The following is a 20,884-nucleotide window of genomic DNA, read 5'->3' as shown; positions in this document are numbered from 1 at the left end:
TGTCGCGGGAAAGGCGTTGCGAACTGGAGAGATCGTCAAAGGATGAAAGATAAATGAACTGGCAGGTTGTCACTTTTTTTGGCGATAGCACCGTACTGTTACCCAGTGCGGCAGTATTGTTTATCGTGCTTTTTCTGCGAAAAGATTCAAAGCAGCTGGCCTGGCACTGGGCGCTGCTGTTCGGCATAACCGGCGCAATTGTCTGCGCATCAAAACTGGCATTTATGGGTTGGGGTATTGGGATTCGCGAGCTGGACTTCACTGGCTTTAGCGGGCACACCGCATTATCTTCAGCTTTCTGGCCAATCCTCTTATGGCTGCTGTGCGCGCGTGCTACACCAGCTCTTCGTTTTACTGCTGTCATAGTGGGTTATGCTCTGGCCGGACTGGTTGGCTACTCCCGACTGATGGTCCACGCACATTCAACTTCTGAAGTCATTGCCGGCTTACTGCTGGGAGCCGCAGGCAGCGCAATTTTTCTGCTGCAACAGTCACGCGTTCGCGCCACTCATACAGCACAGTTATCCTTTGGAAGTCTGGCGAGCATGGTGGTTATCCCGGCGCTTCTGCTGAATACGGGGGCGAAGGCGCCGACGCAATCTCTGCTGAGTGAGATTGCGGTGAAGATTGGCCCACTGGAAAAACCTTTTACCCGGGCCGATCTGCATAAGCGATTTTACTGATTCAGACAAACGTGGAAAAGATGAAGGATTCAGAAAGAATCATGTCGTGTTCACATTGTATGCAATATGAAATTTATGATGAAAGTGGCAGTAGCGGCGATATTTCATATCCATGAAATAAATTTGTGATTGGTCATTCTGCGCAATAATTAGCGCAATGATAATCAGCCAGGATGTTTCCTAAATAAGTTTTCTGGCTAAATATCGAATTTATTAATGATAACAACAGCGTGGCATACTTCTTTTTACTATCAATTTTTGTAGTTGACTAACTATAATTAACTTGAAACTAAGTCAACACTCTTTTTGTGGTGAAAAAAGCAGTAAAATCATAAAGTTGAGATTATTCAGTTGCTTTGTACTGGTTCCGTTTTTACGTGAAGAGCAGAAAACAATAGCGTTATCGGCAATTGGTTCGTAGCGCTGGCAACGTAACTGATAATGTGAGATTACGCTCCCAATTGAGGGTAGAATCTCGTAAACTTATGGCCGCGAAATTGTTTGCTTTGATGGATTAACCGCCGATTTATCGGAATCTACGATCGAATTTACAGGGAAAGAAGTACAGTGCATTGGTAGCTGTTAAGCCAAGGGCGGTAGCGTACCTGCGACCAGGCCTTTTCTCTATATCACATCTCATTTTATGCGACAGAAATTCCTAAAGTGGACTCCATGCAGGTGATTCTCTTCGCGACCTGTATATACTAGCGAGTTGTCATCAAATCAGGACGTATTCATCTTGAAGCGGGCAGATAAACTGCGGGTATGAGGTGCGATGGAATAGCCTTCAATAACAATTTCGCATACATTGTGTACTGCAGGTAGCCTGCGAGTAGAAAACGAGCTTTAGCACGGCGTTCCGATCGGCATGCTTTCGTTTTCTTGGGCCAAAACCTGTAGACCAAACATAGCAAAGGTTGGCGTCAGAGGGCGCTGCATCTACCAGTGTTCCCCTTGTCGCACCAGCTTGCGGAAACGGGGCTTTAAATGGATCTTGTACAATGATAAAAATTGCGCGAATCGCACTCGCATTAGGGCTGCTTACTTCTGCCAGCTCACTTGCCTATGCCTCCGGGTTAGTGATGAATGACAACGAACTGCGCAACGATCTGGCGTGGCTCTCCGATCGTGGCGTTATTCATCTCAGCCTGTCGACCTGGCCGCTGAGCCAGGAAGAGATTAACCGGGCCCTTAAGAAGGCAAAACCCTCTTACTCTTCCGAACAGGTTGTTCTGGCGCGAATCAACCAGCGCCTCGACTCTTTAAAAGCGGATTTTCGGGTGAGCGGCTACACCTCAACGGATAAGCCCGGAACGCCGCAGGGTTTTGGTCAGAATCAGCCTGCGGATAGCTCTTTATCATTAGCCTTTAATAACAGCGGCGAATGGTGGGATGTGCACCTGCAGGGTAACGTTGAAGGTGATGAGCGCATCAGCAACGGTTCACGTTTTAATGCTAACGGCGCCTATGGTGCGGTTAAGTTCTGGAACCAGTGGCTCTCATTTGGTCAGATGCCGCAGTGGTGGGGGCCGGGTTATGAAGGCAGCCTGATCCGCGGTGATGCGATGCGGCCAATGACCGGCGTTTTAATGCAGCGTGCTGAACAGGCCGCACCGGAAACCTGGTGGCTGCGCTGGATTGGCCCGTGGCAGTATCAGATTTCCGCCAGTCAGATGAATCAATATACCGCCGTTCCGCATACCAAAATTATCGGCGGGCGTCTGACGTTTTCTCCTTTCCAGTCCCTTGAACTGGGCGCATCGCGCATTATGCAGTGGGGTGGGGAGGGGAGACCGGAGTCGTTTAGCAGCTTCTGGGATGGTTTTACGGGTAAAGATAACACCGGTACAGCGAATGAACCGGGGAACCAGCTAGCCGGTTTTGATTTCAAATTTAAGCTAGAGCCTACGCTTGGTTGGCCGATTAGTTTCTATGGGCAGATGATTGGTGAAGATGAGGCCGGCTATCTTCCATCGGCAAATATGTACCTTGGTGGAGTTGAGGGACACCACGGTTGGGGCAAAGATGCCGTCAACTGGTATGTAGAAGCGCATGATACGCGTACAAATATGAATGGGACCAATTACAGCTATACCCACCATATTTACAAGGATGGTTACTATCAGCAGGGTTATCCTCTGGGTGACGCCATGGGCGGTGATGGCCAATTGTATGCCGGTAAGGTTGAATTGGTGACAGAAGATAACCAGCGTTGGAGCGCACGTCTGGCCTATGCCAAGGTCAATCCCAAAAGCCAGTCGATTAATAAAGCCTTCCCGCAAGCGGATACTCTGAAAGGAGTGCAGTTGGGCTGGAGCGGGGATGTATATAAATCAGTGCGTTTAAATACTTCCCTCTGGTACACCGATGCTGATAACAGCGACACCGACGATGTTGGTGCCAGTGCCGGGATCGAAATACCATTTAATTTATAGCTCAGCTACAGCAAATTTAGGATGTCAGCAGGCTAGTATATGAACACTGGTTTCAGCTGCCTGTGAAGAGCTAAAAAATGCGCGGTAGTTTGGGAATTAGACACTTTTAGTTTACTGATGATGTGACATTATGAAGAAAAAAATTGTTAGATTTTCGGCATTGGCACTAGCAATAGGGGTTTTATCTGCTTGTACAATCATGCCAGGTCAGGGATTGAATAGCCTTCGTAAGAATGTGGTTGAGCTACCGGATAGCGATTACGATCTAGATAAACTAGTGAATGTTTATCCTATGACGCCCGGTCTGATAGATAAACTCCGCCCCGAACCCGTCATTGCTCGTTCAAATCCCCAATTGGATAGCCTGTTAAAAAGCTATGAGTATCGCATTGGCGTTGGCGATGTGCTGATGGTTACTGTTTGGGATCACCCTGAGCTCACTACCCCGGCAGGTCAGTATCGTAGCGCAAGTGACACGGGAAACTGGGTAAACTCTGACGGGACTATTTTCTATCCGTATATCGGTAAGGTTCAGGTCGCGGGTAAGACATTAACGCAAGTGAGACAAGAGATTGCCAATCGTCTCACTACGTATATTGAAAGTCCGCAGGTTGATGTCAGTATTGCTGCGTTTCGATCGCAGAAAGCTTATGTCACAGGTGAAGTTGCTAAGTCAGGCCAGCAGCCAATTACGAATATACCGCTAACCGTTATGGACGCCATAAACGCAGCTGGAGGTTTAGAAGCCGATGCAGATTGGCGTAACGTTGTACTTACGCATAATGGTAAAGATACTAAAATCTCTTTATATGCGTTGATGCAGAAAGGTGACCTAACTCAGAACTATATGCTTTATCCTGGCGATATTTTATTTGTGCCACGTAATGACGATCTGAAAGTATTTGTCATGGGTGAAGTGGGTAAACAGAGTACCATGAAGATGGATCGCAGCGGTATGACGTTGGCTGAAGCACTAGGCAATGCGGAAGGAATGTCACAAGCCTTTAGCGATGCTACAGGTGTATTTGTAATTCGCCAATTGCAGGGAGATAAACAGGGTAAGATAGCTAATATCTATCAATTGAATGCGCAAGATGCATCCGCAATGGTGTTAGGTACAGAATTTCAGCTACAACCCTATGATATTGTCTATGTTACTACGGCACCTCTGGTCCGTTGGAATCGTGTCATTTCGCAGTTAGTTCCGACTATTAGCGGGGTTCACGATATGACTGAAACAGTGAAATTCATCAAGGATATGAAATAATGTTTGATTCTATTCTTGTTGTTTGCACGGGAAATATTTGCCGTTCGCCTATAGGTGAGCGTATTTTAAGGCAAGCATTACCAAATAAAAAAATTGATTCAGCGGGTACTGGTGCTTTAGTTGATCATAGTGCTGATGATAGCGCAATAAGAATTGCGGAGAAACATGGTATTTCATTAGTTGGGCATAAAGGACGGCAATTTACCTCATCACTTGGCCGACATTATGATCTGATTTTGGTAATGGAAAAATCTCATCTAGAACAAATCGGTCGCATTGCTCCCGAAGCTAGAGGGAAAACAATGCTGTTTGGCCAATGGATTAACCAAAAGGAAATCCCCGATCCCTATCGTAAAAGCGATGAAGCGTTTGCTTCGGTATATCAGTTGATCGAGCAGGCTGGCTTACGTTGGGCCGAGAAGTTGGGCGCATAATTATCAGGAATCATTGCATGTCATCAGTGAAAAACAGACCCGTCGACAAAGAGGCGGATGAAATTGATCTTGGACGTCTTGTTGGTGAGCTTATCGACCATAGGAAGCTGATTGTATCAGTTACTGCATTATTTACGTTGGTTGCACTTCTATATGCACTTTTTGCCACTCCTATCTATCAGGCTGACGCGCTATTGCAGGTAGAGCAAAAGCAAGGCAATGCTATCCTGAGTAGCCTAAGTCAGATGTTACCTGATAGCCAACCGCAGTCAGCCCCGGAAATTGCGTTGTTGCAGTCGCGGATGATTTTGGGCAAAACGGTTGATGATTTGAATTTGCAAGCTCGGGTCGAACAACATTATTTTCCTTTAATTGGAAAAGGGTGGGCACGTCTAACCGGTAAAGACCATGGTTCCTTGACAGTAAGCAGACTTTATTTACCTTCGGAAAGTGAGGGTGATATTCCCAAATTGGAATTAACTGTTAAAGATAAAACCCACTTTAGTGTGACTTTCAACGATAAAAATATTATGGGTGAGTCAGGCACTTTGCTGGATCGCAACGGTATCTCTCTGAAGATAGATAATATCGATGCAGAACCCGGTTCTGTATTTATCATATCTTATGTGAGCAAATTGAAAGCTATTACGGATCTGCAAGATAAGTTCTCAGTTGTCGATCAGGGTAAAGATACAGGGATATTAAGCCTATCATTAACAGGTCCTGACCCACTGTTGTTGGAGAAAATTCTCAATAGTATCAGTAATAATTATTTGGCACAAAATGTAGCTCGTCAAGCTGCTCAGGATGCAAAAAGCCTAGAGTTTTTAAGCGAACAGCTACCTAAAGTGCGTAATGAATTAGATTCTGCTGAAGATAAGTTAAACCAATATCGTCGACAGAAAGATTCTGTAGATCTCTCTTTAGAAGCAAAATCTGTTCTTGAACAGATAGTAAATGTTGATAATCAATTGAATGAACTGACATTTAGAGAATCTGAGATTTCACAGCTATACACTAAAGAGCATCCTACCTATAAGGCGCTAATGGAGAAGCGTAAGACTTTACAGGATGAAAAGACGAAACTGAATCATCGTATTTCAGCGATGCCTAAGACGCAGCAAGATATATTACAATTAAGCCGAGATGTTGATTCAGGACAAGCGGTGTATATGCAACTTTTGAACCGTCAGCAGGAGTTAAATATAGCTAAATCTAGCGCTATTGGTAATGTTAGAATTATCGATAATGCTGTAGCCCAACCTAAGCCAGTAAAACCTAAAAAGGTAATAATTTTATTAGTTGGTATTATTTTAGGGGGAATGATATCAATTGGACTAGTATTGTTACGAGTATTCTTGCGTCGAGGAATTGAAAGCCCAGAACAATTAGAAGAGCTAGGTATAAATGTTTATGCCAGCATCCCCGTTTCGGAAACATTTGCAAAAAAAAGTATTCAGACTATGAGACTGAAGAAAAAAGCAGAGTATGAATACGAAAGTTTCCTGGCTGTGGAAAATCCAGCGGATTTAGCGATTGAGGCTATCCGTGGCTTACGTACTAGTCTTCATTTTGCGATGATGGAGGCGCGGAACAATGTTCTGATGATTTCCGGAGCAAGCCCAAATGCCGGGAAAACCTTTGTAAGTTCCAACCTTGCGGCGATAATATCTCAGACGGGGCAGAGAGTCCTGTTTATTGATATGGATATGCGAAAAGGTTATACACATAAATTATTTAAGTTAAATAACGAGAATGGTATTTCTGATATTCTGTCAGGAAAGGCTGAGATAAAAAAAGCAATAAAATCTGTTCCGATAGCGGGCTTTGATTATATATCTCGAGGAATAGTTCCACCTAATCCAGCTGAGTTATTGATGCATCGCCGATTGGGTGAACTGATTACTTGGGCAAGTCAGAATTATGATATTGTTATACTTGATACACCACCGATATTGGCTGTAACAGACGCTGCTATTATTGGCCATTATGCTGGAACGACATTACTGATTGCTAGATTTGAGCAGAACACAACTAAGGAAATTGAAGTTGGCTTCAAACGTTTTGAACAAAGTGGTGTCATGGTAAAAGGTTGTATCTTAAATGGTGTAGTGAAAAAAGCCAGTAGTTATTATGGTTATGGCTATAGCCACTATGGATACTCTTATACAGACGATAAATAAAAATATAAGCCGGATTGTTGGTGATCCGGCTTGATTTTTTTACTATTAAGCTTCTAGCCTTTGTTTGAATTTTACTGCTTATAGAAGATTACATATATTGAGAGGGAATCATGACACTCCTCGGCAGGAATTTTTTAGTTAGTACAACGCTAGCCTTATCTGATTTTATCAGTTTCATTATCCCTATCTATTTAGCCATGGCCATGATACCAATTACAGCCAACCAGTATGAATATACGGCTAATATTGTTCAAAGCGAAGGTTGGATTGCCTTGCATTGGTTATTAGCATTCTGCTGTGTAGGTTGGTATGCAATGCGGTTGCGTCATTACTTCTATCGCAAAACTTTCTGGTTTGAATTAAAAGAAATCCTAAGAACTTTAGTAATATTTGCAGTTATTGAAATAGCCGTTATTGCATTTACAACATGGACATATTCCCGATCTCTTTGGATGCTAACATGGGTATTTGTTATGATCCTTGTTCCTGTTTCGCGTATGGTGACTAAGCGTATTTTGAATACGCTTGGTTACTGGCAACGCGACACGTGGATTATCGGTAGTGGAGAAAATGCACATGAAGCTTATAAAGCGATAAGCAGTGAGCGGAATCTTGGCTTAAATATTGTGGGGTTTATTGCCAGTGAAGGAGGAAGAACTGCTGGTGAGAACATTGATGGTATTAATGTACTACCCAATCATATAAACTGGTTAGCAACGATTGATAAAAAAACACAATTTATTGTTGCTGTTGAATCAAATCAAAGCGAGATGCGTAATACTTGGTTACGTAATTTTATGATTAAAGGCTTTCGTTATGTCTCCGTTATTCCAACATTACGAGGAATGCCGTTAGATAGTACCGATATGTCATTTATATTTAGTCATGAAGTTATGATTTTTCGTGTCCAACAAAATCTTGCAAAGTGGTCTTCACGAATTTTAAAGCGAATATTTGATTTAGCAGGTTCTATCACAATTATTATTGCTTTGTCTCCTATATTACTTTATATCAGTCGAAAAGTTAAAAAAGATGGTGGTCCAGCCATTTACGGGCATGAACGGATCGGTAAAGATGGAAAGCCGTTTAAATGTCTTAAGTTCCGATCAATGGTTATTAATTCAAAAGAAGTCCTTGAAAATTTATTAGCCAACGATGCTGCAGCAAAAAAAGAATGGGATGCTACATTTAAACTGAAGAATGATCCTCGAATAACTAAAATTGGAGGGTTTTTACGTAGGACTAGTTTGGATGAGTTACCTCAACTATTTAATGTATTAAAGGGCGAAATGAGCCTTGTAGGTCCCCGGCCAATTATTACCGCAGAGCTAGAGCGCTATAATGATGAAGTTGATTACTATTTGTTAAGCAAACCAGGTATGACTGGCTTATGGCAAGTTAGCGGTAGGAGTGATGTAGATTACGAAACTCGTGTTTATCTTGATGCATGGTATGTAAAAAATTGGTCTATGTGGAATGATATTGCCATTTTATTTAAAACTGTAGCGGTTGTATTAAAAAAAGATGGTGCATACTAAGGTCTACTTAAAAGAAGATTCAAAACATGAAATTCTATATTGCAATCCCAACATATAATGGCGGGGATATTTGGCGTGAATCGGCTAATAATATAAAAAAGTTTTCTTCAGAAAATACGTTTGTTCAAATAATTGATTCTGGTAGTACTGATGATACAGTGGAAATTGCTAGGGAATCAAATTTTAACGTAATGTGTATTGATAAAAGAGAATTCAATCATGGAGGAACGAGAAATTTAGCTGTTAAAGATAATATTGATAAATATGACATTGTTATATTTCTCACGCAAGATGCTATACCTGAAGAGGGATTTCTCGATAAAATTCTATCGATATTTGAAGATACTTCTGTTGCTTGTGCGTATGGAAGACAGTTACCACATAAAGATGCTAACCCGTTGGCACAGCATGCGAGATATTTTAATTATTCAGAAAAAAGCTACTCTTGCAGTAAAGAAGATATTAATAGGATGGGATTAAAAAGTGTTTTTATGTCTAATTCTTTCTCTGCATATAGATTGTCTATATTTGAAAAATTAGAAGGATTTCCATCAAATACTATACTTTGCGAAGATATGTTTTACACAGCGAAAGCTATTCTTTCAGGGTACAAAGTGGCGTATGTTGCTGATGCTATTGTTAGGCATTCACATAATTATACCCCTCTAGATGAGTTTAAGCGATATTTTGATATTGGCGTTTTTCACAGTGATGAAAAATGGATTCGGGATCAAATAGGAAGTGCAAAGGGAGAAGGGAAAAAGTTTATAATATCTGAACTAAATTTTTTAATGAAAAACTCACCACTATGGATTCCATATGCATTTCTTAATAATTTTATGAAGATTTTCGGTTTTAAATTAGGATTGAATTATAAAAAAATCCCAATAAAAATAATTAAGAAGCTGAGCATGCATAAACGCTTCTGGGATTCCTATAAATAAATGGATAATAGATAATACTCTATCTTAGAGGCTGATATTATTCTAAGTGAAAAAATGACTTTTTTAATATCGAAAGGGCATATATTTTATGAGTACCAGCCTAGCTGCGTGTAGAAGGTATAAAATATGAAAGTTGGTGTGGTTCTTGTAACTTACAATCCAAATATAGATTTGGTAAGCCGCTTCGTAAAACATATTGATAAATATGTTGATCATATTATTGTTGTCGATAATTCAAAAATTAACTACGATTTGGAAAATTTATTAAGTGGGAAAAAAAATACAATAATACTAAATAGAAGTAATAGAGGGATAGCAGAAGCTCAAAACCAAGGCATTAAATATGCCATTGAAATAGGTATGGATAATGTATTTATTTTCGATCAGGATACTAAAATTAACGATGCCTTCGTATCAAAAATGATTCATGCTTTCAATTCAATGAATTTTAAAGAGCGAATTGCATGTGTGGGTCCAAATTATGAAGATATGAATAATAACACGATAGATGCCATTGAAAAGGACTTTATAATAGCATCAGGGTCACTTTATAACGTAAGTATATTTGATAAAGTTGGTTATTTTAAGTCTGAGTGGTTTATAGATTTAATCGATGTTGAATGGTGTCATAGAGCAAAAAAACATGGATATAAAAGTTATCAAATTCAAAATATAAAGATGGAGCATAATATTGATGATAATGATTACCCAACACTATTTGGCAAACAAGTACGAATTGGATCACCGGTGAGACAATACTACCTTATTAGGAACTGGATACTAAGTCTTAAAAGCAATAGTTTTAGTCTAAAATTTAAAATTAAGACAATGTACTACCTATGCCATAAGCCAATAATTTTCTTATTGTGCTCACCTAGGAAAACTAGATTTAAATATATCATTCGGGGTTTTAAAGATGGTTTGTGCAATATTACTGGAGAGTTTAAGGAGCGAGAGTGAATAATGATACTTTAGTTGATATTGTTCTCGCTTCATACAATGGTGAATTGTATATTAAGGAACAAATTAACTCTATATTAGAACAAACCCATAAAAATATTAGGTTGATAGTTTCTGATGATGGTTCTTCTGATAATACTCAGAAGGTTGTAAAAAAAATAATGGAAAAAGATTCAAGGGTTGAATTTTATAAGTCAAATCATCCTGCAGGGGTTATTAATAATTTCAATCACGGTTTAGAGAAAACAACTGCTGACTATATTCTATTTTCTGATCAGGATGATGTATGGTTGAATGATAAAGTGGAGTTACTTTTAAATAAGATACAAAAGGCAGAAAGTAATTGCAACGAGCCGACACCGTGTTTAGTTTTTTCTAATTTGTGCGTTGTTGATGAAAAGTTGAATGTTATTGGGAGTGATTTTTATGTACTAAATAGTTTAAATCCTCTAAATAACCTAGATGAGCGATATTTGATTTGGCGTTCTACGATCTATGGATGCACTACTATCTTCAATAGAGCTTTGTTGTCTAAAGCAGGCTTGGCACCATGCAATATTACTATGCATGACCATTGGTTTGCTTATAATGCTCTTAAGTTCGGTATGTTAATTTATGATGAAAGAAAACATGTCCTATATCGACAGCATTCAGGTAACTTGGTAGGCTCGCATAAAAGAAATATTTTTAGTAAACTTAGCCGATTACGGAAAACAATGTCAGGAATTAATAAAAATATAGCTACTGTTCGCTTTTTGGAACACGATAAAAAAATGGCAGAACATAAATTTACCTTATTTAATAATGTCATTCCATTTATTAGAGAAAGAACATTATATACTGTGCTGTTTATTATACTTTGGAGTATAAAATGAAAAAAATTGTTCTTTCAGGTGTTAACATGACCGAAGGTGGCATTTTAACAATTTATAAAAATGTCATTTCGATCCTGCGCACAGATTGTAAAATCCAAGTCTATTGCTTGGTCCATGATAAAAAATTGTTTGAAGAATTTATTGGTTTAGAAAATTTCCATTTTCTAGAATTTCCATCAATAAAGTCTAGTTGGTTTAAACGAATTTGGTTTGAATTTGTAACTTCAGAAACTATTAGAAAGGAAATTCAACCGGATGTTTGGTTTTGTCTACATGACATAACTGCAAGAGTAAAAGCAACTAAGCAATATGTATATTGTCATAATCCCTCGCCCTTTTATCAGGCGAAGTTAAGTGATTTTTTTATAGACAAAAAATTCTTTTTGTTTACTAAATTTTACAGGTTTTTGTATGCCATCAATATAAAGAAAAATAATGCTGTTGTGGTGCAGCAAAGCTGGATTGCTGATTCGTTTCATTCCTTTTATAAAATTAATAATATAATTGTTTCACGCCCAGTTCATAAAGCACATGAAAAAAACGATTGTCCCGATGATAACGACAAAAAAAATAAGGGTTTTACGCTTATATATCCTGCCATTCCACGTGTCTTTAAGAATATGGAGGTGCTTATAGATGCAATGGATATTTTGAAAAAAGAACATCCCGATATATATAAATCATGCAAGATATTGCTTACCTTTAGTAAGGGGCATAACAAATATGGAGATTATATAATTGACATATGCCAGCGTAAGAGCATTGAAAATATTTCATTCATAGGTTTTAAGTCTCATTCTGAGATAAAAAAAATATTGTCAAATGAATGCGATGGAGTAATCTTTCCTTCAAAACTAGAGACTTGGGGATTGCCACTGACCGAGGCTATGGATGCAGAGCAAAATCTTTTAGCTGCAGATCTACCTTATGCTAAAGAAACTATTGGTACTTATAAGAAAGTTGCTTATTTTTCGCCAGATGATAGCCATGAATTAATGACATTGTTACTTAATTTTGCTTTGGGTATAGCACATTTTAATGGAGCGTCAAAAGAGCAAAACGTTAGTAATACTTCGAATAATAAATGGAAAGTTCTACAAGACTGGAATGAGTTGAAAGAATTGATATTAATGGACTGAACACACATGTCTTGGAGATTGTTAAATGCCTTTATTTTTTCTTGACTCATGGTCACTCCTTGTTTTTCTTATTCAGATTTTGTTTTTATTTGGAGCGAATGTAGCATATTTAAGTAAGAATAAAAGATTGGATTTTGTTTTGTTTTTGATGTTATCTTTTTTTCTATGTTATTTTTACTCTATCAGAAATGCTTCACTACCTGATACACAGATGTACATAAGCGTATTTCGAAATTTGCAATATACAAATGTGTTTCCCTGGGGGGAAGGATTTCATTTGTTAATGAAATCTATAAGTTTATTTTCTTCAAGTGAGTCTGGTTACCTTATAGGGTCATCGATTTTTTTCGTTGCTCTATTATCTCTGAATATTTTTCTTTATTGTAAAAAAGAATATAAAACATTTATTTTATTGTTTTGTTTTTCAAGTATAAGTATACTTGACTTGTCTATTAATGTGTATAGGCAAGGTGTGGCTGTTTTAGTATTAATGATCGGTATACATATTTATATAAAAAATAGCAAACTGCTAGGTCTCTTAGTAATGACTTTATCGCTATTTTTCCACTGGGGAGCGATGCTTATTGTATTGATTTTTTTATTTTCTCAGTTTTTGGCAAGCAAACCAAAACTCATTTACGCATTATCAATCATCACTACCTCATTACTTCTTGTTTCTTATTTTATCAATTTCGATTTTATCAACATGCTCATTGGTAAAATGAGCTTCATTTCATCTCTTGGCGGTGGTATTGGCAATGTTGATATAAATAGTAAATTTGGCGCATACCTTGGTGGCGATGTGGAAGGTGCTTTATTTTACGATGGTAATATTTTTAGGCGTATCTACTCTTCGTTAGAGTTAATATTTTTTTCAGTGATATCGTTCTTTTTTATGTGGGTTTTTCGGAAAAAGAATATAGTACCTTCAGTATCTTTTTACCAGTTATATACTCTACAACTAGGCATCGTACTTTATTCTACTTTGCTAATTTCCATGGTGTGGTTTATTAGGAATTTTTATTGGTGTGCTCTTTTAAATCCAATTGTTTTATATGAAGCAATAGCGAGTTATGATTCCACCGTAAAAAGAAGATACATAGTATCGCTTTTCTACTCTATATTTATATTACTATATTTATCTCTTTGGTTTTGGCGGCATCCCTTGGTTATCGGTTCTTATTAATACTATCTGAAGAATTTAAAATGAAGAAAAAATTATTGTTTGTTACGGCCATTGAAAAAGACGAGTCAGATGGAGTATGGAAGAAAGTATTAGCGATGGCGAATGCCTTCGCTAGACTCAATTATGATGTCGATTTGGTATATAGGGAAAAAGGATATGGCGTTGTTCAAAATATTAATACATGCACTCTAGGTAATATTAGGGAAAAGATAACATTCTTATATTCAAAAATATCTTACTATAATGAGCTTGCAAAGTTAATTAATGGTAAGTATGAGCTCCTGTATATAAGGAAACCTCTTGGTGGAATTTCATCGTTATTATTGGGTAGGGTTGTTAATAAAGTTATTAAAAAGAATGGGAATAGTAAAATATGCATGGAGATACCAACTTTCCCTTACCGGAAAGAAGTTCGTGGATTTCAAGGGTTTGTTTCTGAGATTTGTTTCCATCTTGGATTCTTTTTTTATCGAAGGGAAATTTCCTTAATTCCTTATATGGGTTGTGATGTATCACATATATGGGGAATCCCTGCATGTAAGATTTCAAATGGAATCGATCTTTCCAGCTTAAAGCTTTTGAGATCTTGTAAACCAAAATTTCGCGATACAATTAACTTTGTTGCGGTAGCGAGGTTATCTTTCTGGCATGGACTTGATCGTCTCATACATTCAATTGCAAATTATGAAGGTGATTATGAGGTACAGCTTAAAATTGTTGGTGCAGGGGAACCAGAGTTAAGTCGGCTTCAAAATATTGTTGCAGAATTAAAGTTGGATAACTTAATTTCTTTCACTGGGCCACTTCATGGAGATAAACTTATTCAAATCTATGAAGAAAGTGATATTGCCGTTGACTCATTAGGTCGCCATAGAACAGGAACAAATCAAAATAGTTCTCTTAAATCAAAAGAATATACAGCGTTGGGTTTGCCATTTATTAAAAGTCACGATGATGTCGTTTTCGATAATCAGTTTTTTTCATTAACTGTATCTCCGGATGAAAACGATATTAATATTGAAAATGTTATCAAATGGTATGTTGAATTACCAGTTAATACACCTTTTTTAATGCGTGAGTTTGCTGTGGGAGAATTATCTTGGGAAAAACAATTGTCTTACCTTCTGTCTTTTCTTAAATAACTATATGTTATGTCGTTTTGTTGAGGTGATAATGGTAAAAAAAATTCTTCTTTTATTTATTATTTTATGCATGAATAATGTTTCATTTGCCTCAGTTAAAATCTGGTTTTGTCCAAATGATTCTGGGTTTATTACTGATAAACAACTGGAAAAAAAATGGGCTCATTCAAGAGGAGATATCGATGTTTACAAGTTTTATTATCAGCTGATTTTAAATGATAGTTATGAGGGATTAAAAAAGAAAATTAGCTTTTTACAATCCAATAATATTCAAATTGCTGTCGAATTACCTCCCCTAGTCTGGGAAGAGAATGGCCGTGGATTCAAAATAGAGTCTTTTCAACGCAAAGGGCTTATTGAGTCTGTCATGAAGAAATTAAAGGCCGTAAATGCGAAGCTTGATTATGTTGCACTTGATGAGCCTCTTTATTTTGCTCATTATATGAATGGACCTGCTGCAGTTAATTATAACTTAGATGTATTGGCTTCGAAAATATCGGATTCTTTAAAGATTGTTTATGCTTACTATCCAAACGTAATTGTCGGAGAGATCGAGCCAATAGGTGCATTTAAGCATCTAACAATGACTGAAAAATATAATTTATTTAATAATTGGTTTGTGGCTTTTAATAATAAAAATGACAAGCCTCTAAAATTTCTTCACGACGATGTATCATGGCGCGATGATTGGGAAAATGAAATAACATTGCTACATCAGTTGACGAAAAAAAACAACCTTGAAAATGGTATAATTTTTAATTCAGCATATCAGTGGTACAACTCTGAACTATGGATGAAGAGTGCAAGACTTAATATTGATAAAGTTCTCTCGATAGGTTCCCTCATTCCAAATGTTGCAGTACTACAAAGTTGGAATAAAAGTCCGGAAATAATTGCTGATGACAATAATATTTCAGCACATAGCAGTTTGGTATTATATTTTATTAATAAAAGAGATGCTAATTAAGGTTAAGGGTTTTTATGGTTATTGTGAATTTAACGACAACATCTGAGCGTTTAGAGCTTTGTTCCGCTACCGTTTGGTCCTTGATCCATCAAAGTTGTCTGCCTGATAAAATTTTTTTATGGATATCTAGAGATGCTTATATGGCAGACAAAGGCATATTTGCTATCCCGAGCTGGGTTGATGAGATAAATAGTCTGTATGATATTCTTAATATAAAATACACTGATAATACCGGGCCTTATCGAAAAATATTTCCTATGTTAAAGGAGGCTTCTGATAAAGATGTTCTGGTCTATGCTGATGATGATGTTATTTATTCTTCCAATTGGCTGGAGCTTTTGTTGACTTCTTTTTATGCCTCTGAAGAAAAATATGCAGTAGCATCTAGAATAAGGCTTATGAACAGAAATCTCTTTGGTTACTATCAAAGCTACAATAGATATCCTTTAGCTAATATTTGTAGTGTTTATAGTGATGATTTCATTATTACTGGTGTCGGGGGGTGTGTAATTAAAAAGAAAATGATAAATGATAAGTTTATTAACGATATTTCTTATCTTGAGGTTGCCCCCAAAACAGATGATCTATGGATAAGTAAGATTTTGAGATTGTCGGGTACTGCTGTTAAGAGTTGTCCTCAAGCACTGTGTTGTGTTCAAGAAATCCAGCACTCAAGTTACTCGCTAAATCATGAAAATACGAGTAAATTTTCAGGTGGCATTTTTTTACGTTTAATGTACAAATTCAAGTTGGCTGTTTTTGGATATGTTGGGATTAGTCTTTCGAATAATGATAAGACACAAAAAAACATTGATCGCTATTTTAAAATATAATGATCTTAGCATTGATCTTTAATGGTTGGAAATATCCCAATGAGCTTACTTTATAATGTTAAATGGGTTTCTCTCTCTCAGGTTATACGTGTTTTATGCCAAGTATTAGCAATGGTCTTTTTTTCTCGATATCTTACTCCTATTGAAATTGGCATCATGGCAATGACTGTTATTGTTGTTAATTTTGTTAATGTGTTACGAGATATGGGATCTTCCGCTGCGATTATACAGAAAGATAACGTTACAGATGAGCTAATATGTAGCGTTTTTTATCTGAATTTATTAATGGGGGCTGGTTTATTTTTCTTGGTTTATTTTTGTTCAGGTTTGATTGCTGCTTTCTTCAAGGAGCCTCTTGTTAGCTCAACCTTAAGTCTGGTAGCTATAGCCTTCCCTATAAATAGTGTGACTAGTGTTCATTTGGCATTGCTGGAGAGAGATTCGAAATTTAATAAAATTGCAGCCGTAGAAATCTTTTCATCTCTTCTGTCGTTATCAATAGCTGTGTTATATGCAATGAATGGTGGTGGGGTCTATAGCCTTGTTTTGCAGACACTTTTATATTCGGTATTAAGTTCACTTGGCTTTTGGTTTTATTCAAAATGGTTGCCTAAATTCAAGTTTAGTCTTATTGATATAAAATCAATTTTTTCATTTAGCTCTAATCTAATAGGGTTTAATATAATAAATTATTTTTCTAGGAATAGTGATCAAATTATAATTGGACGTTTTTTCTCTGCTGATCTCTTAGGTCAGTACTCTCTAGCTTATCGCATAATGTTGTTTCCAGTTCAAAATATTACATTTGTTCTGACACGTTCTCTTTATCCTTTACTTAGCAGATTGCAAAATGATCCTAAAGAAGCATATAAGATATATTTAAAAACACTCCGGGCTATTTCATTTATAATACCGCCGTTAATGTTGGGGGTTTGTGCTGTTAGCGATGAGTTTGTTTTATTTGTTTTTGGTAATAAGTGGGTTCAGATTCCAGGTATATTAGTATGGCTTGCTCCTGTTGCGATCATGCAGTCGTTAGTTAGTACAACAGGCGCTGTCTTTATGTCTCATGCAAAAACAAATGTTTTGTTAAGAATTTCAATATATAACGCATTTTTGCAAATTAGCGCTTTCTTGATAGGTGCTTTTTATAGTCTGAAAGTACTTGTTATATTGTATTGTGCTGCAAATGTTTTAATGTTTGTGCCTAATATGTATTTGGCTTTTTCGGTAATAGGTGGACGCTTTGTTGAGTTATTCCAAACTATCTGGAAGCCACTTTTTTCAGCATTTGTAATGTATTCTGTCTTGCGTTATTTTTCTGAGGATTTTGTTTCTCATAATGTTTTGGTTTTATCATTGATAATGAAAATTATAATGGGCATATTGGTTTATTTCTTTTGCGTTTTAGTCCTTGAGCATAAAATGTTATTGAAATTTCTATCGAGACAAAAAAGGCTTTCAAATTAACATCTAGCTTTCTTCATAATATTTATGAGCTAAGAATGATATCGATAGCTATGTGATAGCAGAAAAATAAGTTAAAGTATATGTGATTTTAGCTGCGAGCTTGTCGCAGTGACCACACCTGACAGGAGTATGTAATGTCCAAGCAACAGATCGGGGTTGTCGGTATGGCAGTGATGGGGCGTAACCTTGCGCTCAACATCGAAAGCCGCGGTTATACCGTCTCCGTTTTCAACCGCTCCCGTGAAAAGACCGAAGAAGTGATTGCCGAGAATCCGGGCAAGAAACTGGTCCCACATTATACAGTGCAAGAGTTTGTTGAGTCGCTCGAAACTCCACGCCGTATCCTGTTAATGGTGAAGGCGGGCGCAGGCACTGATAGTGCCATCGACTCTCTGAAGCCTTACCTGGACAAGGGTGACATCATCATCGATGGTGGTAATACCTTCTTCCAGGATACGATTCGTCGTAATCGTGAGCTTTCTGCTGAAGGTTTTAACTTTATCGGAACCGGCGTGTCCGGCGGTGAAGAAGGGGCTCTTAAAGGTCCTTCGATTATGCCTGGCGGGCAGAAAGAAGCTTATGAACTGGTTGCTCCAATTCTCAAGCAGATTGCTGCTGTCGCTGAAGACGGTGAGCCGTGCGTAACCTATATCGGTGCCGATGGCGCTGGTCATTATGTCAAAATGGTTCACAACGGTATTGAATACGGTGATATGCAGCTTATTGCAGAAGCCTACGCTTTACTGAAAGGCGGGCTGGCGCTCTCTAATGAAGAGCTGGCGCAAACCTTTACCGAATGGAATGAAGGTGAGCTTAGCAGCTATCTCATTGACATCACTAAAGACATCTTCACCAAAAAAGATGAAGAGGGTAAATACCTGGTCGACGTGATCCTCGATGAGGCGGCAAACAAAGGTACCGGCAAATGGACCAGCCAGAGCTCTCTTGACCTCGGTGAACCGCTGTCACTTATCACTGAATCTGTATTCGCTCGCTACATCTCTTCTCTGAAAGATCAGCGTGTGGCTGCTTCGAAAGTTCTTACCGGACCCCAGGCGAAGAGTGCAGGCGATAAAGCGGAGTTCGTTGAGAAAGTTCGCCGCGCTCTGTATCTGGGCAAAATCGTCTCTTACGCTCAAGGTTTCTCGCAGCTGCGCGCGGCTTCTGATGAATACCACTGGGATCTGAACTACGGTGAGATCGCGAAAATCTTCCGCGCCGGCTGTATTATTCGTGCTCAGTTCCTGCAAAAGATTACTGATGCCTATGAGCAGAATGCCGGTATTGCCAACCTGCTGCTGGCTCCATACTTTAAGCAGATCGCCGATGATTATCAGCAAGCCCTGCGCGATGTTGTTGCATATGCTGTTCAGAATGGTATTCCGGTTCCGACGTTCTCTGCGGCCATCGCCTACTACGATAGCTATCGCTCTGCAGTCTTGCCTGCTAACCTGATTCAGGCGCAGCGTGACTATTTTGGTGCGCATACCTATAAGCGTACCGATAAAGAAGGTGTGTTCCATACTGAGTGGATGGAATAAAGTTTTCATTGTCATTTGCCCGGGGTATTAACCCGGGCATAAATTTTCCACAAATAGAATTCCTCTCCTGTAATTAGTACTCCCTTATCCTAATTTTTTAAAAACGTAATTTGCGAATGTTTTTCTAAAGGAAATCATTTAATATGATATTGATATCCTGAGGAATATATTTCGAATTTTATTAGGCTCTGGTAATAAAAGGTAAGTTAAATATGAAGATCCTTGTCACTGGTGGTGCAGGTTTTATTGGTTCTGCAGTTGTTCGTCATATCATTGAAAACACCTCCGACGAAGTACGCGTAATAGATTGCCTCACCTACGCCGGTAACCTTGAGTCCCTGGCGCCGGTTGCCGGTAATAAACGTTACTCGTTTTCTCAGACAGATATCACTGATGCCAAATCTGTGGCAGAGCAGTTCAGCGATTTCCGTCCGGATATTGTGATGCACCTGGCCGCAGAGAGTCACGTGGACCGCTCTATCGATGGGCCTGCTGCCTTTATTCAGACCAACCTGATCGGAACTTTCACCCTGCTGGAAGGGGCCCGCCAGTACTGGTCAGCTCTCGATACGGCGCAGAAGCAGACTTTCCGCTTCCACCATATTTCGACCGATGAAGTCTACGGCGACCTGCACGGTACCGATGATCTGTTCACCGAAGAGACTCCGTACGCGCCAAGCAGCCCGTACTCTGCCTCCAAGGCCGGCAGCGACCATCTTGTCCGCGCCTGGAACCGCACCTATGGCCTGCCGGTGGTGGTGACCAACTGCTCCAACAACTACGGCCCGTATCACTTCCCGGAAAAACTTATTCCGCTGACCATCCTCAATGCCCTCGCCGGGAAACCGCTGCCGGTCTACGGCAATGGAGAACAGATCCGCGACTGGCTGTACGTGGAAGATCACGCCCGGGCGCTATACAAAGTGGCGACGGAAGGCCGCAGTGGTGAAACGTACAACATCGGCGGTCATAACGAGCGTAAAAACGTTGATGTCGTGCGAACCATTTGCGCCATTCTCGATAAAGTGGTTGAACAGAAGCCGGGCAATATCAGCCAGTTTGCCGATCTGATTACGTTTGTGAAAGACCGTCCGGGTCATGACCTGCGTTATGCCATTGATGCGGCGAAAATTCAGCGCGATCTGGGCTGGGTGCCCGAAGAGACGTTTGAAAGCGGAATTGAAAAAACGGTCCACTGGTACCTGAACAACACGACCTGGTGGCAGCGCGTGCTGGATGGCTCCTATGCCGGTGAACGTCTTGGCCTGAACAACTAAAAAGGAAAGA

Annotated in this window: 17 protein-coding genes; all 17 read left to right on the top strand. The window is 38.9% G+C overall.

Translation table 11 applies throughout. The annotated features are described in order from the left end of the window. Positions 1–53: 53 nt before the first annotated feature. The 17 genes from F8562_RS01605 to rfbB all read left to right on the top strand — a co-directional run bounded on the left by F8562_RS01605 (position 54) and on the right by rfbB (position 20,874). A complete protein-coding gene (locus F8562_RS01605) occupies positions 54–683 on the top strand; it encodes a phosphatase PAP2 family protein (protein ID WP_014838959.1) in 630 nt (209 codons plus the stop codon). A 1,001-nt stretch (positions 684–1,684) separates the two neighbouring features. Then, positions 1,685–3,118, top strand: a complete 1,434-nt coding sequence (locus tag F8562_RS01595; RefSeq protein ID WP_014838958.1) for a capsule assembly Wzi family protein — start codon at positions 1,685–1,687, stop codon at positions 3,116–3,118. A gap of 130 nt (positions 3,119–3,248) precedes the next feature. Continuing rightward, entirely contained in the window at positions 3,249–4,385 is a 1,137-nt protein-coding gene (locus F8562_RS01590) for a polysaccharide export protein (protein WP_014838957.1), read from the top strand. Continuing rightward, positions 4,385–4,819, top strand: a complete 435-nt coding sequence (locus tag F8562_RS01585; RefSeq protein ID WP_042934129.1) for a protein-tyrosine-phosphatase — start codon at positions 4,385–4,387, stop codon at positions 4,817–4,819. The genes F8562_RS01590 and F8562_RS01585 overlap by 1 nt, the downstream gene beginning before the upstream one ends. Before the next feature lie 17 nt (positions 4,820–4,836). Next, positions 4,837–7,002, top strand: coding sequence for a polysaccharide biosynthesis tyrosine autokinase (locus tag F8562_RS01580; protein ID WP_014838955.1), 2,166 nt, complete (start codon positions 4,837–4,839; stop codon positions 7,000–7,002). Between the two features lie 110 nt (positions 7,003–7,112). Continuing rightward, positions 7,113–8,540, top strand: coding sequence for an undecaprenyl-phosphate galactose phosphotransferase WbaP (wbaP, locus tag F8562_RS01575; RefSeq protein WP_094909408.1), 1,428 nt, complete (start codon positions 7,113–7,115; stop codon positions 8,538–8,540). Between the two features lie 26 nt (positions 8,541–8,566). Continuing rightward, on the top strand, positions 8,567–9,484 hold the full coding sequence (locus F8562_RS01570; protein WP_014838953.1) for a glycosyltransferase family 2 protein: 918 nt from the start codon (positions 8,567–8,569) through the stop codon (positions 9,482–9,484). Between the two features lie 126 nt (positions 9,485–9,610). After that, a complete protein-coding gene (locus tag F8562_RS01565) occupies positions 9,611–10,444 on the top strand; it encodes a glycosyltransferase family 2 protein (RefSeq protein WP_042934128.1) in 834 nt (277 codons plus the stop codon). After that, positions 10,441–11,319 (top strand): glycosyltransferase family 2 protein, encoded by an 879-nt coding sequence (locus F8562_RS01560; RefSeq protein ID WP_042934127.1) that lies wholly within the window; start codon positions 10,441–10,443, stop codon positions 11,317–11,319. Before F8562_RS01565 ends, F8562_RS01560 begins: the two co-directional genes overlap by 4 nt. Further along, entirely contained in the window at positions 11,316–12,458 is a 1,143-nt protein-coding gene (locus tag F8562_RS01555; protein ID WP_089046379.1) for a glycosyltransferase, read from the top strand. The genes F8562_RS01560 and F8562_RS01555 overlap by 4 nt, the downstream gene beginning before the upstream one ends. A gap of 25 nt (positions 12,459–12,483) precedes the next feature. Then, positions 12,484–13,644 (top strand): EpsG family protein, encoded by a 1,161-nt coding sequence (locus F8562_RS01550; protein ID WP_094909409.1) that lies wholly within the window; start codon positions 12,484–12,486, stop codon positions 13,642–13,644. 20 nt (positions 13,645–13,664) lie between these two features. After that, on the top strand, positions 13,665–14,786 hold the full coding sequence (locus tag F8562_RS01545; protein ID WP_014838950.1) for a glycosyltransferase: 1,122 nt from the start codon (positions 13,665–13,667) through the stop codon (positions 14,784–14,786). Positions 14,787–14,817: 31 nt separating this feature from the next. Beyond that, positions 14,818–15,753 carry a hypothetical protein gene (locus F8562_RS01540; protein WP_089046378.1) on the top strand — a complete coding sequence of 312 codons (936 nt, stop codon included), beginning with the start codon at positions 14,818–14,820 and terminating at the stop codon, positions 15,751–15,753. 14 nt (positions 15,754–15,767) lie between these two features. Beyond that, positions 15,768–16,586 (top strand): glycosyl transferase family 2, encoded by an 819-nt coding sequence (locus F8562_RS01535; protein WP_094909410.1) that lies wholly within the window; start codon positions 15,768–15,770, stop codon positions 16,584–16,586. 21 nt (positions 16,587–16,607) lie between these two features. Next, on the top strand, positions 16,608–18,056 hold the full coding sequence (locus F8562_RS01530; RefSeq protein ID WP_014838946.1) for an MOP flippase family protein: 1,449 nt from the start codon (positions 16,608–16,610) through the stop codon (positions 18,054–18,056). Between the two features lie 134 nt (positions 18,057–18,190). Next, complete coding sequence (gndA, locus tag F8562_RS01525) at positions 18,191–19,597, top strand: NADP-dependent phosphogluconate dehydrogenase (RefSeq protein WP_014838945.1); 1,407 nt, start codon at positions 18,191–18,193, stop codon at positions 19,595–19,597. Positions 19,598–19,809: 212 nt separating this feature from the next. After that, a complete protein-coding gene (gene rfbB, locus F8562_RS01520) occupies positions 19,810–20,874 on the top strand; it encodes a dTDP-glucose 4,6-dehydratase (protein ID WP_014838944.1) in 1,065 nt (354 codons plus the stop codon). Positions 20,875–20,884: the final 10 nt, after the last annotated feature.

Source organism: Klebsiella sp. RCJ4, from assembly GCF_009025755.1.
GTDB classification, from domain to species: Bacteria; Pseudomonadota; Gammaproteobacteria; order Enterobacterales; family Enterobacteriaceae; genus Klebsiella; species Klebsiella michiganensis.
Note: the sequence above shows the minus strand (reverse complement) of the source record. Positions and strands in the feature narration are given on the sequence as shown.

Coding starts and splice junctions, on each gene's coding strand:
- F8562_RS01595 (WP_014838958.1), top strand. CDS start 1,685: ATGATAAAAATTGCGCGAATCGCACTCGCATTAGGGCTGCTTACTTCT.
- F8562_RS01530 (WP_014838946.1), top strand. CDS start 16,608: ATGGTTGGAAATATCCCAATGAGCTTACTTTATAATGTTAAATGGGTT.
- F8562_RS01580 (WP_014838955.1), top strand. CDS start 4,837: ATGTCATCAGTGAAAAACAGACCCGTCGACAAAGAGGCGGATGAAATT.
- F8562_RS01540 (WP_089046378.1), top strand. CDS start 14,818: ATGGTAAAAAAAATTCTTCTTTTATTTATTATTTTATGCATGAATAAT.
- F8562_RS01555 (WP_089046379.1), top strand. CDS start 11,316: ATGAAAAAAATTGTTCTTTCAGGTGTTAACATGACCGAAGGTGGCATT.
- F8562_RS01590 (WP_014838957.1), top strand. CDS start 3,249: ATGAAGAAAAAAATTGTTAGATTTTCGGCATTGGCACTAGCAATAGGG.
- rfbB (WP_014838944.1), top strand. CDS start 19,810: ATGAAGATCCTTGTCACTGGTGGTGCAGGTTTTATTGGTTCTGCAGTT.
- F8562_RS01545 (WP_014838950.1), top strand. CDS start 13,665: ATGAAGAAAAAATTATTGTTTGTTACGGCCATTGAAAAAGACGAGTCA.
- F8562_RS01585 (WP_042934129.1), top strand. CDS start 4,385: ATGTTTGATTCTATTCTTGTTGTTTGCACGGGAAATATTTGCCGTTCG.
- gndA (WP_014838945.1), top strand. CDS start 18,191: ATGTCCAAGCAACAGATCGGGGTTGTCGGTATGGCAGTGATGGGGCGT.
- wbaP (WP_094909408.1), top strand. CDS start 7,113: ATGACACTCCTCGGCAGGAATTTTTTAGTTAGTACAACGCTAGCCTTA.
- F8562_RS01535 (WP_094909410.1), top strand. CDS start 15,768: ATGGTTATTGTGAATTTAACGACAACATCTGAGCGTTTAGAGCTTTGT.
- F8562_RS01565 (WP_042934128.1), top strand. CDS start 9,611: ATGAAAGTTGGTGTGGTTCTTGTAACTTACAATCCAAATATAGATTTG.
- F8562_RS01605 (WP_014838959.1), top strand. CDS start 54: ATGAACTGGCAGGTTGTCACTTTTTTTGGCGATAGCACCGTACTGTTA.
- F8562_RS01550 (WP_094909409.1), top strand. CDS start 12,484: ATGCCTTTATTTTTTCTTGACTCATGGTCACTCCTTGTTTTTCTTATT.
- F8562_RS01570 (WP_014838953.1), top strand. CDS start 8,567: ATGAAATTCTATATTGCAATCCCAACATATAATGGCGGGGATATTTGG.